This window comes from Bradyrhizobium septentrionale (assembly GCF_011516645.4).
Lineage (GTDB): Bacteria > Pseudomonadota > Alphaproteobacteria > Rhizobiales > Xanthobacteraceae > Bradyrhizobium > Bradyrhizobium septentrionale.
Genome location: NZ_CP088285.1, coordinates 3687141 through 3701775, shown reverse-complemented (window position 1 = coordinate 3701775; position 14635 = coordinate 3687141). Strand labels below are relative to the sequence as shown.

General features: G+C 64.9%; 13 protein-coding genes, 1 tRNA gene, 2 pseudogenes and 1 riboswitch. Of the genes and pseudogenes, 6 read left to right on the top strand and 10 right to left on the bottom strand.

Annotated elements, in window-relative coordinates; genetic code table 11:
- The first annotated feature begins 65 nt into the window (after positions 1-65).
- Entirely contained in the window at positions 66-1085 is a 1020-nt protein-coding gene (locus tag HAP48_RS19225; RefSeq protein ID WP_166211326.1) for an LLM class flavin-dependent oxidoreductase, read from the top strand.
- A 312-nt stretch (positions 1086-1397) separates the two neighbouring features.
- Here the strand turns inward: HAP48_RS19225 and HAP48_RS19220 are convergent, their stop codons facing one another.
- The 4 genes from HAP48_RS19220 to HAP48_RS19205 form a co-directional block, all read right to left on the bottom strand.
- Positions 1398-1568, bottom strand: a complete 171-nt coding sequence (locus HAP48_RS19220) for a hypothetical protein (protein WP_166211329.1) — start codon at positions 1566-1568, stop codon at positions 1398-1400.
- 49 nt (positions 1569-1617) lie between these two features.
- A complete protein-coding gene (locus HAP48_RS19215; protein WP_166211332.1) occupies positions 1618-1872 on the bottom strand; it encodes a DUF3551 domain-containing protein in 255 nt (84 codons plus the stop codon).
- A 32-nt stretch (positions 1873-1904) separates the two neighbouring features.
- Positions 1905-1978 (bottom strand) — tRNA-Gly (locus tag HAP48_RS19210).
- Between the two features lie 98 nt (positions 1979-2076).
- The gene (locus tag HAP48_RS19205; RefSeq protein ID WP_224496509.1) at positions 2077-3684 is read right to left on the bottom strand and encodes a glycosyltransferase family protein; all 1608 of its coding nucleotides are present in this window, start codon (positions 3682-3684) and stop codon (positions 2077-2079) included.
- 54 nt (positions 3685-3738) lie between these two features.
- On the opposite strand from HAP48_RS19205, the pseudogene HAP48_RS19200 reads away from it, so the two are divergent.
- From HAP48_RS19200 to HAP48_RS19185, 4 genes and pseudogenes are all read left to right on the top strand, one after another.
- Positions 3739-3837: pseudogene (locus HAP48_RS19200) on the top strand (methylated-DNA--[protein]-cysteine S-methyltransferase); the annotation flags it as partial.
- A 9-nt stretch (positions 3838-3846) separates the two neighbouring features.
- On the top strand, positions 3847-4686 hold the full coding sequence (locus HAP48_RS19195) for a helix-turn-helix transcriptional regulator (protein ID WP_166211335.1): 840 nt from the start codon (positions 3847-3849) through the stop codon (positions 4684-4686).
- Positions 4687-4743: 57 nt separating this feature from the next.
- Positions 4744-5110 (top strand): annotated as a pseudogene (locus HAP48_RS19190) (VOC family protein).
- Between the two features lie 41 nt (positions 5111-5151).
- Positions 5152-5562 carry an SRPBCC family protein gene (locus tag HAP48_RS19185; RefSeq protein ID WP_166211338.1) on the top strand — a complete coding sequence of 137 codons (411 nt, stop codon included), beginning with the start codon at positions 5152-5154 and terminating at the stop codon, positions 5560-5562.
- A gap of 192 nt (positions 5563-5754) precedes the next feature.
- Here HAP48_RS19185 and HAP48_RS19180 read toward each other — a convergent pair whose 3' ends face one another.
- The 3 genes from HAP48_RS19180 to HAP48_RS19170 all read right to left on the bottom strand — a co-directional run bounded on the left by HAP48_RS19180 (position 5755) and on the right by HAP48_RS19170 (position 9669).
- Positions 5755-7197, bottom strand: coding sequence for an MATE family efflux transporter (locus HAP48_RS19180; protein WP_166211341.1), 1443 nt, complete (start codon positions 7195-7197; stop codon positions 5755-5757).
- Positions 7198-7316: 119 nt separating this feature from the next.
- On the bottom strand, positions 7317-8372 hold the full coding sequence (locus HAP48_RS19175) for a hypothetical protein (RefSeq protein ID WP_166211344.1): 1056 nt from the start codon (positions 8370-8372) through the stop codon (positions 7317-7319).
- A 190-nt stretch (positions 8373-8562) separates the two neighbouring features.
- Entirely contained in the window at positions 8563-9669 is a 1107-nt protein-coding gene (locus HAP48_RS19170) for a 2'-deoxycytidine 5'-triphosphate deaminase (RefSeq protein ID WP_166211347.1), read from the bottom strand.
- Positions 9670-9791: 122 nt separating this feature from the next.
- A riboswitch (SAM riboswitch) is annotated at positions 9792-9871 on the top strand.
- A gap of 75 nt (positions 9872-9946) precedes the next feature.
- On the opposite strand from HAP48_RS19170, the gene HAP48_RS19165 reads away from it, so the two are divergent.
- Positions 9947-11140 (top strand): O-succinylhomoserine sulfhydrylase, encoded by a 1194-nt coding sequence (locus HAP48_RS19165; protein WP_166211350.1) that lies wholly within the window; start codon positions 9947-9949, stop codon positions 11138-11140.
- Positions 11141-11195: 55 nt separating this feature from the next.
- On the opposite strand, the gene HAP48_RS19160 is transcribed toward HAP48_RS19165, so the two are convergent.
- The 3 genes from HAP48_RS19160 to pimD form a co-directional block, all read right to left on the bottom strand.
- A complete protein-coding gene (locus HAP48_RS19160; protein WP_210292854.1) occupies positions 11196-12284 on the bottom strand; it encodes an ISAs1 family transposase in 1089 nt (362 codons plus the stop codon).
- Positions 12285-12496: 212 nt separating this feature from the next.
- Positions 12497-13270, bottom strand: a complete 774-nt coding sequence (locus tag HAP48_RS19155) for an SDR family NAD(P)-dependent oxidoreductase (RefSeq protein WP_166211353.1) — start codon at positions 13268-13270, stop codon at positions 12497-12499.
- Positions 13271-13378: 108 nt separating this feature from the next.
- Positions 13379-14524 carry a pimeloyl-CoA dehydrogenase small subunit gene (gene pimD / locus HAP48_RS19150; RefSeq protein ID WP_166211355.1) on the bottom strand — a complete coding sequence of 382 codons (1146 nt, stop codon included), beginning with the start codon at positions 14522-14524 and terminating at the stop codon, positions 13379-13381.
- Positions 14525-14635: the final 111 nt, after the last annotated feature.

The following is a 14635-nucleotide window of genomic DNA, read 5'->3' as shown; positions in this document are numbered from 1 at the left end:
TTTCGTGTCACCGCCGTATCACGCCACCGATCGCAATTTGTGCTGGGCATGCCTACATTGCCGATATGAAAAAAATCGGATTCCTCTCGTTCGGGCACTGGACGCCCTCGCCGCAATCGCAGGCCCGCTCGGCCGCCGATGTGCTGCTGCAATCGATCGACCTCGCGGTCGCCGCCGAAGAGCTGGGCGCGGACGGTGCGTATTTTCGCGTCCATCACTTCGCCCGCCAGCTGGCCTCGCCCTTCCCGCTGCTGGCGGCGGTCGGCGCAAAAACCAGCCGGATCGAAATCGGGACCGCCGTGATCGACATGCGCTACGAAAATCCGATGTACATGATCGAGGACGCCGGCGCGGCCGATCTGATCGCGAGGGGACGCCTGCAACTCGGCATCAGCCGCGGCTCGCCCGAGCAGGTGATCGATGGCTGGCGCTATTTCGGATATCAGCCGGGCGAAGGCCAGACCGACGCCGACATGGGCCGGCGTCACGCCGAGATCTTCCTCGACATGCTGCGCGGACAGGGCTTTGCGCAGCCGAATCCACGGCCGATGTTTCCCAATCCTCCCGGCCTGCTGCGGCTCGAACCGCTCTCGGAGGGCCTGCGCGAACGCATCTGGTGGGGCGCCGGCTCGAACGCCACCGCGGTCTGGGCCGCGAAACTCGGAATGAACCTGCAGAGCTCGACGCTGAAGAGCGACGAGACCGGCGAAGCCTTCCACATCCAGCAGGCCGCCCAGATCCGGGGCTACCGCGCTGCCTGGAAGGAGGCTGGCCACACCCGGGAGCCGCGGGTCTCGGTGAGCCGCAGCATCTTCGCGCTGGTCGACGATCGCGATCGCGCCTATTTCGGCAATGGGCAGGAGGAAGACCAGATCGGCTTCATCGACGAGCGGACGCGCGCGATCTTCGGCCGCGGCTATGCCGCCGAGCCGGACAGACTGATCGAGCAGCTCAAGACGGATGAGGCGATCGCCGAGGCCGATACCCTGCTCCTGACCGTGCCCAATCAACTCGGCGTCGCCTACAACGCGCATGTGATCGGGACGATCTTGACTCAGATCGCGCCCGCCTTGGGTTGGCGCTGAGCTTGGCGGGATCAGGACCCGCGGCGGCCGTCTTCCAGGGGGTTGGTTGAGAAGGGACGATCCGCCGCGGGCTTGAACCGACCGTTCTCGCCGGAGGATGGTCGGTTCTATATGGCCAATGCGGGAACCGGCGAGATCGTTCCGGCGGAACTTCGTTCTCAAACGCGGAGAACTACGGAAACATAACTGCGCCTTGTGAGAAGAACAGGTCGAGTACAGTGCGTTAGACGCGCACGTTGCGTGAACAGATCGCCGTATTATCCCGGGAGAATCGCGGGAAGTCCGTCCGCGGATTTACTCTACGAATTTCGGTCAGGAATCCCTGTCGCGATCGCGGCGAGTGAGATCGAGACGCTCGACGCGCTCGTCAATCCGCCGGTTCAGTTCCTCGTCCTCTTTCGAAGTCTTGCCGCGGCGGCCGCGAACCACAAATGCGCATCCGATCAGAACGACCGCAAAGAGCGCGTAGTGCCACCATTCCATGCATTGATCTCAAATGGACGCTCGCGCATACGCGCGAAAAAGTTACCGTTCACCTGTAAGGGCGCACCGATCTTGGCGCGAAACTTGGCGCGTAATAAGGGTTGATCAGACAGGTCGCCGGAAGCCCCATGGCGGCCGCCTGGCACTGATCCAGCGACGCGAAGATGCAGTCCATTCGGTCGCCAATCAACGCACCGTAAACATGCATGCAGACGGGGTAGCGTGGATCATACATTTGTGCAGATGCCGGCCTTGTCGTGCAAAGCGCGCCTAGCGCAAGCAGCAGCGCTCCAAGCAACTTCACATCAGGTCTCCTGCTATCACGGCGAAATAGATTGGAGCGGGCGAAGGGAATCGAACCCTCGTATGCAGCTTGGGAAGCTGCCGTTCTACCATTGAACTACGCCCGCGATCTCAATTGCTTGAGGTCGCCCCTGTCGAGCGCGACCAGTCGGACCATAGCCCGGGCGGAGGCGGAGGATCAAGCGTGCATTCAGACCCGCCGCCGCTAGTGGCCCATCCTCACGAGCACGTCATCGATGACAAAGGGCGCGGCGGCGGATGCGTCGCAGGTGCCGCTGCGCGCGTAGATGCAGGCATCGGCAATGCCGACTTGGGCACAGCTCCGTCGTGAAAAGTCCGCCGGCAGATCGCCGGCGGCCTCGGGCCGCGCAAGGATGCGGTTGAAGGCCGGCTTGGTCGCCTGCAACAGCGGCGGCAGGATCAGTTCGGCGAGCGGATCGGCGGGCGCAAGCGCATAGAGCGGCACCGGGCCGACCAATCGTTCCCGCCCCGGCAACAGCTGGAAACGAACGTTGTAAAGCGCGAGCCCGCACATCTGCGGATCGCTGCGCAGTTCGGCGGCGAGCTGCGCTGCGCCGACGCCGCGCGTCCAATAGTCGCGCATTCCTTCGCTGGCGCCGGCGAGCGCCACCGAGAGCAACGCCCAACCGCCCATGACGATCGGCAATGCCCCGCGGCGCCATCCGCCTTTTTTGCGCAGCCATTGCACCCAATCGGCCGATCCGAGCGCCGCGACGATGATGAACAGCACCACCGACAGGAACACGAAGCGGTATTCCTTGTGTGCGATCAGGCTGTGGAAGACGAGGTTTGCGACCGCGACGGCCAGCAGCAACGGCGCATGCCGCGCGCCGCGCCAGATTGCGGCGAGCGGCAACACGATCGCCACCGACCACACGATCAGGAAGTTGATGAGATAGGCCGAGGGCGGCGTCACGCCGAATTCGGTCGCGCGATCGTGCAGCAGGTTTTCCTTGATATTGCCGATCAGCCAGGCGAACGGCACGGCACCATGCGCAAGGTCGATCGCGCCGGCAAGCAACAGCGCGGCAAGCCCGCCGGCGACCAGCGGAATCAGGTTGCGCCAGTGTGTCCAGCAGGCGCCGAGCGCAAGCACGGCGATGGCCGGCGCATACTGGAAGCGGCAGGCAAAGGCGAAGGCAAGCAACGCGCCGCCGATCGCGAGACGAAGCTGCGACGGACGATCGGTCACCAGCAGCGCCGCCGGTACGATCAGCGCCGTCGCCAACGGCTCGCCCAATGTGTGTGGCGCGAGCAGGATCAACTCAAACCAGATCGCGGCGGCGAAACCCGCAACGACCGCATGGGTTCGCGAGATCCGTGCGCCAAAGAACCAGGCGCTCACCACGATCGACAGCGACGCAGATGCAGCGACCAGACGCGGCACCAGGAAGGCGCCCGCGCCATCAGGCGCAATCGCGTCACCCAGCGCAACCGGGCCGGCCAGCAATGTCGGCAGAAACCAGCCGCGAATGCCTTCGCGCCATTCCCACGTCAAAATGCCGTCATGGCCGAGCATCCGCCACGCCGGCTCGATATACTGAAAGATCTCGTCGGGATACATCACGTTGGGCCAGACGGCGGCCGCAACGCGCACAACCAGCGCCAGCAACAGCAATGCGACCAGCGGGTGAAAACGCCCGGTCGCTCTCCCGGCCACGCCTTTGCTGCCGGGCGCGGTCTCGGCGCTCGTGCTCGTCATCGTTCCGCCGATCGTATCGTGGAGCAGCATGCTGGCGACCAGATAGCGGGCAAAGCCTTTAAGATGGGTGACCGGCAATTGGCGGGTCACACAGAGCCGGCCGCGACATGCTTAACTAAACGTCAAGATTCCAGATGCGCGGGACGACGGCGGCTGCTCTCGATCGAAGGCGCCCAGCCGACCACCAGCAAGACCCTGTTCGACGTGCTGCTGCCCGTTGCACGGCCCCGGCCGCAACCCTAAATCTGGGGTATGACCCGGACCACGCTGCTGCAGCGCGATCGCATCACGGTGAACGAGTTTCGCTGCACGGCGGAGCCCGGCGACAAGCCGTTCGTCGAGCAGTTCGCCTGCCATTCGGTGTCCTATGTGCGTAGCGGCAGCTTCGGTTGCCATTGCCGCGGCCTCTTCCATGAGCTGGTGGCGGGCTCGATCCTGGTCGGCCATCCCGGTGACGAATACACCTGCACGCACGATCATGTGGTCGGCGATGAATGCCTGTCGTTCTTCCTGGACCCGGAACTGGTCGAGACGATCGGCGACCGCGCGGCGGTCTGGCAGGTCGGCTCGGTGCCGCCGCTGCCCGAATTGATGGTGATTGGAGAGCTCGCCCGGACGGCGGCAGGTGGCAAAAGCGACGTCGGTCTCGACGAGATCGGTCACCTCCTCGCCAGCCGGCTTGTCGAGCTGGTCTCCGACCGCAAGGCAAGACCCCTCACCGCCGGCTTGCGCGATCGCCGCCGCGCCGTCGAGGCCGCGCTATGGATCGACGCCAATTCGCACCATCAGATCGATCTCGACGATGCCGCCGAGCAGGCCGGGCTCAGCACGTTCCATTTCCTGCGGCTGTTTTCCGCCGTGCTCGGCGTCACCCCGCATCAATATCTGGTGCGCTCGCGGCTGCGCCATGCGGCGCGACGGCTGGCGGACGACGACAGCCCGATCACCGACATCGCCTATGATGTCGGCTTTGGCGATCTATCCAATTTCGTGCGCAGCTTCCACCGCGCTGCCGGTGCCTCGCCGCTGAAGTTCCGCCAGGCCTCCCGCGGCGACCGCAAGATTTTCCAAGAACGCCTTGCACTGCAATAGCTAGGGTTCATCCGGTCCGCGCGTCTCATGACGCGCCCAACGACTGGAGACTCTATCATGTACGACCATATCGGATTGCGCGTCGCCGACCTCGACGCCAGCGTGCGCTTCTACACCGCAGTGCTGGCACCGCTCGGCTTCGTGCTCTGCTCGCGCGACGACAGCGGCGCGGGCTTTGGCCCCAAGGGCGAGCCCGCGCTCTGGCTGCATCTGCACAAGGGCAAGGCGCAAGGCGCAAGGCGGCGCACACATCGCGTTCCGTGCGCCGAGCCATGACGCGATCAGGAAATTCCACACCGAAGGCCTGAAGGTCGGCGGCAAGGACAGCGGCGCGGCCGGCCATCGCAAGGACTACAGCCCGACCTATTACGCGGCATTCCTGCTCGACCCCGACGGCAACAATGTCGAAGCGGTGTCCACGTAAGCCTTCATCGTCATCCTGATTTGCGAAAGGACTCAACTGCCATGGCTTCCATCTACAAGGACATCCCGATCGACGCACCGGCAGATCATGTCTGGGACGCGCTGCGCGATTTCGGCGCGCTGCATACGCGGCTGGTGCCGGGGTTCGTGACCGACACGCAACTCGACGGCGACGTCCGCACCGTCACCTTCGCCAACGGCACCGTGGCCCGCGAGACGCTGGTCGATTGCGACGACAAGCGGCAACGGCTGGTCTATGCGATCACGAGCGAACGGCTGAAGCAGCACTCCGCCTCGGCGCAGGTGTTTGCCGAAGGCGACGGGCGCTGCCGCATGGTGTGGATTGCGGACGTGCTGCCGCACGAGGTCGCGCCCTACATGGACGCGCAGATGGACCTCGGTGCTGCGGCAATGCAGGCGGCGCTGGCGCGATCGGCGAAGAGCGCAGCGTAGCGGGGCTGGCGGCCGGAAAGCTTTATCACCGTCACCCTGAGGAGGCCGCAAAGCGGCCGTCTCGAAGGGTCGACGGCCCGGCTTTGTCCACGGGCATGTTGAGACATCGGGGCCGTGCATCCTTCGAGACGCGGCCAAAAGGCCGCTCCTCAGGATGACGGTGTGAGAGTCGGAGACAATGGAGCAGAGCGCTTACGACAGCGCCGGCTGCGCCTCGACGACCGGCGCTGACTTGCCCCAGCGCGTCAGGATCACGCTGAGGCAGGAGAGCACGCCGAGCACGCCCATCGAGGCGGCGGCGAGTGCGAAGAAGTTTTGCGCACTCGCCTCATGCGTCGACAGCCACCAGCCGCCAGTGCCGATGAAGATCAGCCGCGCCGTCTGCGCCAGCACCGGACCGAGCACCTTCGCGGCACCCTGCGAGGAGAAATACATCGACATCGCGAGGCCGATGAAGGCGTACATCGGCGCGGCGGTGGAGAGATATTGGTGGCTGGTCGCCCGCACATGCGGATCGCTGGTGAAGAGATTGACCCAGAGATCGGGGAAGACGGCGATGAAGCTGCCGACCGCGCCGACCGACAGGAACGACAGCGTGCCCGCGGTCCAGGCGATGCGCCGCGCGCGCGCGACGCGCTCGGCGCCCACGGCCATGCCGATCATCGGCACCGAGGCGATACCGACCGCGAACGCGACCGAGGTCAGCATGAATTCGAGCCGCGCGCCGATGCCGTAGCCGGCGAGCACCGCGGTGCCGAATTGCGCCAGCATGTGGGTGAAGATCGAGATCGTCAGAACCGACTGCAGCGGCGAGAAGCAGGAGACGGCGCCCACCCTGAGGATGTCGATGAACATCGCCCATTGCACGCGCAGTCCCTTGAGCTTCGGCCTCACGCGGGCGCGGCCCGAGAACAGATACCAGCCCATCACGCTGATGCTGATCGAATAGGCGATCAGCGAACCCGCGGCAACGCCGCGCATGCCGAATTGCGGCACCGGCCCGAGGCCGAGCCCGAGCGTGCCGCCGAGAATGATCTGCCACACCGCCGACGACAGGATCATGGTCGACGGCAGTTTCATGTTGCCGGTGCCGCGCAGGATGCCGGCCATCGTGTTCATCAGCCAGGGCAGGATCGCGCCGCCGAAGAAAATCTGCGAATAGGCGATCGCCTGCGCCAGCACATTGCCGCGGCCGCCGAGCAGTTCGAGCAGGCGCGGACCGAAGATCAGCATGCCAAGCATGAAAGTGAGGCCAAAGGTCAGGCCGATCAGCAGCGCATGCATGGCCAGCGTCGAGGCGCGCTCGATCTCGCCGGCGCCGAGCGCGCGTGCGATCGCGGATGCGACGCCGCCGCCCATCGCGCCGCCGGACATCGTCATGGTCAGGATCACGCAGGGAAACAGCAGCGCCATCGCCGCAAGCGACTCGACGCCGAGCCGGCCGATATAGGAGGTTTCCGCGATCACGACGCAGGTGCCGGCGGAAAGCGCGATCACGTTCGGCCAGGCGAGCCACAGCAACGTCTTCAGGATCGGCCCATCGAGCAGCGCGTTGCGCGCCGGTCTCGTCACCGGCGGCGGCAGCGGCCGCTCTTGTTCGTCGACAGGTATTTCGGCGAGGCCGAGATCGGACATTTCCACTCCCGCGCGCGATCTGGGGAGCCGCGCCATGGTGTTTCCCTACCATGGCAACAGCGGATTCCACGTGCGCGGGACGCAAGGGGGGCCTGCGCGATTGCAGGCGAACCTTGCCGCTAGCCGATCGACCAGACCAATGGCGCGCCGGCGGCGCCATTCGGCTTCAGATGCACCGGAATATGCCGCCCGCAGCCGGCAGCTAGCCCCTCGAACAGACCTGTCAGGACGCTGGCGCAGGCCGGGTGATCATCGGCCACGTCGGCCATCAGCTTCCAGCCCTGCTGGCGGATCTCGAACTGGCCCTCGGACTCGCTGATCTCGGCGACATCGTCCTGCGACTCGAACAGAATACGCAGGAAGCTGACGAACTCGCTGGCGCCGCCGCGGGTGGCGCCGAGCGCCTGCGCAACCTCGTCATAATACTGCATGCCAATCAGCTTGCCGGTGAGGTGCAGCAGATAGCTCGCGTCCTCGGGGCCGAACACCTGCACGATGACCGGCGCGGCCGTCTTCACATATTCCATCGCGTAGTTGCGGTAGGCCTTTTCCAGCCGCGGTTTTGGCCAACTGTCGACCGGCAGCGCCGGCGCGGTCTTCGGATCAAACAACGGCGCCTCGAGATGTCGCGCAAACACGAGGCGCTGGTCGAGCTCGAGCGGATGATCGTATTCGCAATAGTAGCCCTCGAGCCCGTCCTGGCCGTCGACGCTCTGCTTGGTGCAGACGAAGCCGAGCCGGAGATCGCCGAGCGCGACACCATTGTTGGCGTGCCAGCCGCGCAGCATCGCGCGCGAGACCTCGCCGGGCACGCCGCAGATCGCGGTGCCCTTCCAGATCCAGCGCGGCGGCGGATAGCGGATCCAGGCCTTGCGATCGCTTTCGTACATGTATTCGACATGCACGCCGCCGATCCAGTTCGAGAGATAGTGATATTGCGCGGCCGCGACCGCAGGCGGCAGACCATCGAGGCCGAGCTTCTTCAAGCCGGGCAGGAAGCGCTCCTGCTGCTGGCGGCGAAACACGCGGAAGACGAATTCGGCGGCGGCGGCCGTGTCGCGCCGCGTAACCACGGTGAGGATCAGGCCGGTGAAGAAGGCATGATAGAGATCGGCGACGCTGCGCCATCTCCGCCACTGCGCTTCTTGCTGCGCTGAATCTGTCGCGGCGCTCATGTTCACTCCCGATCTCTTGTTTTGGTGGAGTGTGTCATCGTCAGCATGACGACGCAACCAAACCTAAGCGCGGTGTCATCGCCCGACTCGATCGGGCGATCCAGTATTCCAGAGACGGTCGTTGTCGATCGAAAGGCCGCGGCGTACTGGATTCCCCGCTTTCGCGGGGAATGACAGCGGAGGAATTCCGCTACACGCGAAAATGCTTGGAGAGCTTCAGGCCCTGCGCCTGGTAGTTCGAGCCGATGCGCTGGCCGTAGAGCGCATCGGGACGCTCGAGCATGCGTTCATAGACGAGACGGCCGACGATCTGGCCATGCTCGAGAATGAACGGCACCTCGCGCGAGCGCACTTCCAGCACGGCGCGCGCGCCCTTGCCGCCGGCACCGGCATAGCCGAAGCCGGGATCGAAGAAGCCGGCATAGTGGACGCGGAATTCGCCGACCAGCGGATCGAACGGCACCATCTCCGCGGCGTAGTCCGGCGGCACCTGCACGGCCTCTTTCGAAGCCAGGATGTAGAACTCACCAGGGTCGAGGATGAGGCTGCCGTCGGACCGCGCCTTGATCGGCTCCCAGAACTCGTCGACCGAATAGCCGCCGCGGCGATCGACATCGACGACGCCGGTGTGGCGCTTGGCGCGATAGCCGACAAAGCCGCCCGAGCTCGCGCCGGAGAGATCGACCGAGAGCGCAACGCCATGGGTGAGATCGGCATTGTCGGCGTCGACCAGCCGTTCAGCGGCGTGCAGCGCGTCGAGTTCGTCGGCCGTCAGGGTCGCCTCGCCGATCCGGAAACGCACCTGGCTGAGACGCGAGCCCTCGCGCAGCAGCACGGGAAACGTCTTCGGGCTGATCTCGGCATAGAGCGGGCCATGATAGCCGGCACCGATCATGTCGAAGCGGCGGGTGCCGTCGGCGATCACGCGGGTGAAGACGTCGAGCCGTCCAGTCGAGCTCTTCGGGTTTGCGGCCGCCACGATCTCCGGCGGCAGCGCCAGGCTCTCCAGCAGCGGGACGATGTAGACGCAATTGGTCTCCAGCACCGCGCCGTCGGAGAGATCGATCTCGTGCAGCTTCAGCTGGTCGATCCGCTCGGCGACGGTGGCACCGGGCCCCGGCAGGAAGCTGGCGCGGACGCGGTAGGCGATGTCGCCGAGCCGGAGATCGAGGCTCGCCGGCTGGATCTGGCTCTCGACAAAGTCGTAGGCGGGCAGAATGAGGCCGGCCTCCGCCATCTCCGCGATCATGCGGTCGGGCAGAATTCCGTTGGATTCTTCTTCCAGCGTGAACGACACGGCACGGTCCCTCGGGATGGCCCAAAATCAACCTCTGAGCGGCCATCAAGCCCCAATATATGGGCTTTTACGGGTTATCCGATGACCGTCTTGACGGAAAGGGCGCGAGGGAATATCAGCTGCACTTATCCCGTGGTGATTTGAGCCGGCCGGCTTGCAGCCACGTTAAATAAGTCGCTAAACAGGCCGGGGACAGTGTGATCCCGGCTTGTGGAGGTTTCTCCAGGCCGGTTTTTTTTGTGGCCATTTTCTTTGAATTGGCCACCTCGGAGGTCACATGTCTGAATCCAACGCTACCGCCCGCTTCCGTCCCGAAACCCGCCTCGTCCATGGCGGCACGCTGCGCTCGCAATTCGGGGAGACGTCGGAAGGGCTGTTTCTCACCCAGGGCTACGTCTACGACAGCGCCGAGCAATGCGAGGCGCGTTTCAAGGGCCAGGACCCCGGGTTCATCTATTCGCGCTATTCCAATCCGACCATTGCGATGTTCGAGCGCCGCATGATCGAGCTCGAGGGCGCGGAAGCCGCGCGCTCGACCGCGACCGGCATGGCCGCGGTGACCACCGCGATCCTCGCGCCGCTGAAGGCCGGCGATCATGTGGTGGCGTCGAAGGCGCTGTTCGGCTCCTGCCTCTACGTCGTGCAGGACCTGCTGCCGCGCTACGGCATCGAGACGACGCTGGTCGACGGCCTCGATCTCGACCAGTGGCAGCGCGCATTGCGGCCGAACACCAAGACCTTCTTCCTGGAGAGCCCGACCAATCCGACGCTCGACGTGCTCGATATCGCGGCGATCGCCAAAATCGCGCATAGCGGCGGCGCGCGGCTGATCGTCGACAATGTGTTCGCGACGCCGATCTGGCAGAGCCCGCTGTCGCTTGGCGCCGACGTCGTGGTCTATTCCGCGACCAAGCATATCGATGGTCAGGGCCGCTGCCTCGGCGGCATCATCCTGTCGTCGGAATCCTTCATCGCCGAGCACATCCATAATTTCATGCGCCAGACCGGTCCGTCGCTGTCGCCGTTCAACGCCTGGGTGCTGCTGAAGGGTCTCGAGACGCTCGCCGTCCGGGTCCGCGCCCAGACCGAAAACGCGGCGAAGATCGCCGAAGCGCTGGCGCAGCATCCGAAGATCACCCGGCTGGTCTATCCCGGCCGCGCCGATCATCCGCAGGCCGAGACGGTGAAGAAGCAGATGGGCGCCGGCTCGACGCTGGTCGGCTTCGAGGTGAAGGACGGCAAGGCCGGCGCCTTCCGCTGCCTCAACGCGCTGACGATCTCGCGCATCTCCAACAATCTCGGCGACGCCAAGAGCCTGGTGACGCATCCCGCGACCACGACGCATCAGCGCCTGGCGCCGGAGGCCCGCGCCGAGCTCGGCATCAGCGAAGGTTTTATTCGCTTCTCGGCCGGGCTGGAGCATCCCGACGATTTGATCGAGGATTTTGTGCGGGCGCTGGAGCAGGTCTGAGGCCGGGATAGAAGCCCCAACGAGACTGCGCCCCCTCTCCCGCTTGCGGGCAGGGCTATCGCATATGGGCCAGGGCTTTGAGGAGGTAGTCGTCGTTCCATGCGCATTTTTTGATGCGGTGGCTGATAGGGACCTTCGGCGGGTCGGTCATCTGCAGGATATTTTTTGCGATTCGCTTGAGGATGGCGATGTTGGCAGGTGCGTGGTCCTTGCGAGCTCGGTTCATATCCTCGGCGAGATGAACATCAAGCATCCAGTGCAGGCCGTTCTCGACCTGCCAATGGGCTCGCGTGATGTCGAGGGCCTGCTGCGGCGAGAACACGCGCGAGGTCATGAACAAGCGCGTCAGCGGCTCGGACCGATCACGCCGGGAAGTGATCCGGATGATGGCGGCATGGCCGGGCATCAGCGCGGTCTCGACCGGCACCACCTCAGCTTTCCGCCATTCGTCGCGGCCATGACCGCGTTCCGTCTGCTCGACAACCGGTGGCGAGGGCGCTCGTGCCAGCAGGCTCTCGGCTTCCTTGTGCCAGTGACCACGGTTGCCTTTCAGCGCCAGCACATAGTCCGCATTCTGTTCGACGACCGCCTCGGCCATCCGGCGATGGCAATGCAGCGCGTCGGCCGTGACGATCTTGTCAGTCAGATCAATCAGCGCGATCACCTTCAGGGCGGCCTCAATCTCGTTCTCGGCCGCCGTCGGCGACGCGGCCGCAAGGCAAAGCCGGGTTTGCGTGGCGAAGGCCGAGACCGTCAGCGGCGGATAGGCCTGCTGGCCTTGTTCATAGGCGCGCCGCAAGGCCTTGCCGTCGAGCGCGACCACCTCGTCTGGCGTGGCCACAGTCGTGCCGCTGGATTCGCCGAGCGCCCGGGCAAAACCCGCGGCAAACGACGCAAAAGCCTGCTCGAACGCCCGCGGATCCAGCAGCCGCAAAAGCCGCGAGAAAGTATCGTGGCTGGGGGCCACGTCGTAATCGATCAGGCGAGACAGCACAGCCCTACGGGTCTCCGCGAACAACGCAAATTCGGTTGCTGTCGCGGCCCCGCACAGGCTCGCGGCGACCATCATCACGATCAGGTCGCCCAACCGATGCGTCGCGTTTCCGGCTCGGGGGTCGGGAACCGATCCAAAACAGGTTTCCAGGCAGATGGCCGTTTCTCCTTCGAAAAACTGCCTCCCTCAAGAATCCCTATTCAGCCTCAACACAAGAAAAATCCATATGCGATTCCCCTGCGCTTGCGGGGGAGGGTTGGGGTGGGGGTCTCTCCACGAATCATATCGCGGAGAGAGCCCCCACCCGCCACGCTTCGCGTGTCGGCCTCCCCCGCAAGCGGGAGAGGCGAAGCAAGTGAACCTTACGTCGCCGCCGTCGTCACGCCGCCGTCGACCACGATGGTCTGGCCGGTCATGAAGGTCGACGCATCGGAGGCCAGATAGGCCACTGCGCCGGCGATCTCGTCGGGCTCGCCGATACGGCGGAGTGGCGTCGACGCGGTGCGGCGCTTCAGATTGTCCGGGTCCTCCCACAGCGCGCGGGCGAAATCGGTCTTCACCAGGCCCGGCGCCACGCAATTGACGCGCACGCCTTTCGGGCCCCATTCGCCGGCGAGGCTGCGGCACAGCGCAAAGTCGGCCGCCTTGGAGATGCCGTAGGCGCCGATCACGGTCGAGCCGCGCAGGCCGCCGATCGAGGAGATGATCACGACCGAGCCCTTGCCGCGCTCGGCCATCTGCGGGATCGCCAGCGCGGAAAGCCAGATATTGCTCTTGACGTTGGAGCCCATGATCTTGTCGAAGGCCTCGTCGGTGATGTCGAGCAGCGGACCGTAATAGGGATTCACCGCGGCGTTGCAGACCAGGATGTCGATCTTGCCGTAGTGCTTCAGCGTGCCCGAGATCAATCCTTCGACCTCCGCGCGGCGCGCGATGTTGCAGGGGATGACGAGCGCATCGCCGCCCGCCTTCTTGATGCCGTCGGCGACTTCCTGGCAGGCATCCGCCTTGCGCGAGGAGATCACGACCTTGGCGCCGAGCTTTGCCAGCAGCTCCGCCGAGGAGCGGCCGATGCCGCGGCTCGAACCGGTGACGACCGCGACCTGGCCGGTGAGATCGAACGGGGTGTTTTTCATTGTTGTTGTCTCCCTGACTTCTACCAGAACTCGTCATGCGCGGGCATGACCCGCGCATCCATCTTCTCAAGAGCGATGGGTTGCCGGGTCAAGCCCGGCAACGACAGCTCAACCCAGCAGTCCGCCGCCCTCGCTGACGCGACGGAGGTGGTAGTCGGTGTCGCCGAGCGTGTTCTCGATCATGGTCAGCCGCTTGAAGTAGTGGCCGATCTTGGCCTCCATGGTCATGCCGATGCCGCCATGGAGCTGGATCGACTGCTGGCCGACGAACTTCAGGGACTTGCCGACCTGCACCTTGGCGGCCGCCACCGCGGACGAACGCTCCTTGGCGTCATCGAAATCAGACGCCATGGTCGCGAACATCGACATGCTGCGGGCCTGCTCCAGCGCCACGAACATGTCGGCGGCACGGTGCTGCAGGCTCTGGAACGAGCCGATCGCAACGCCGAACTGCTTGCGGGTCTTGATGTACTCGACGGTCTCCTTCAGCGACTCGTCCATCGCACCGACGGCTTCCGCGCACAGCGCAGTACGAGCCTCGTCCGCCACGCGCTCGATCAGAGGCAGGCCGTTCTCGGGATCGCCGATCGCAGCGTCCGCACCGACCTCGACATTGGTGAAGGTGATGTCGGCCGCGTGCAGGCCATCCTGGGTCGGGTAACCTTTTTTGGTAACGCCCTTGGCGTCTGCCGGAACCAGGAACACGCCGATGCCGGCCTTGTCGCGCTGCGCACCCTTGGTGCGGGCGGTCACGATCAGCGTGTCGGCGTTCTCGCCGTTGAGCACGACGAACTTCTCGCCGTCGATCACCCAGCCGTCGCCCTTTTTCTTCGCGGTCGTCACGACGTCAAAGAGGTCGTAACGCGAGTTCTTCTCGAGCTGCGCGAAGCCGAAGGTCTTGCTGCCGTCGATGATGCCGGGAATGTACTTGGCCTTCTGCTCGGTCGAGCCGCCATGACGCAGGAAGCCGCCGGCGACCACGACGGTAGCGAGATAGGGCTCGACCACCAGCGCCTTGCCGAGCGCCTCCATCACGATCATGGTCTCGACCGCGCCGGCGCCGAAGCCGCCGTCGGTCTCCGCAAACGGCAGACCGAGCAACCCCTGCTCGGCGAGCTTGCCCCAGAGGGCCTTGCTCCAGCCGCCCTTCTCCTTCATGTACTTCTTGCGCGCATCGAAGTCGTAGGCATCGCTGAGGAGCCCGTCGACGCTTTCCTTGAGAAGCCGCTGCTCCTCGGACAGATCAAAATCCATGTTACCATCTCTCCAAAATCACGCGGGCGTCCGCCCTGATCTCCACTCGTCATCCCCGCGAATGCGGGGATCCAGTAATCGCCGGCAGTCGTTGTCTGCCATGACTGCCGC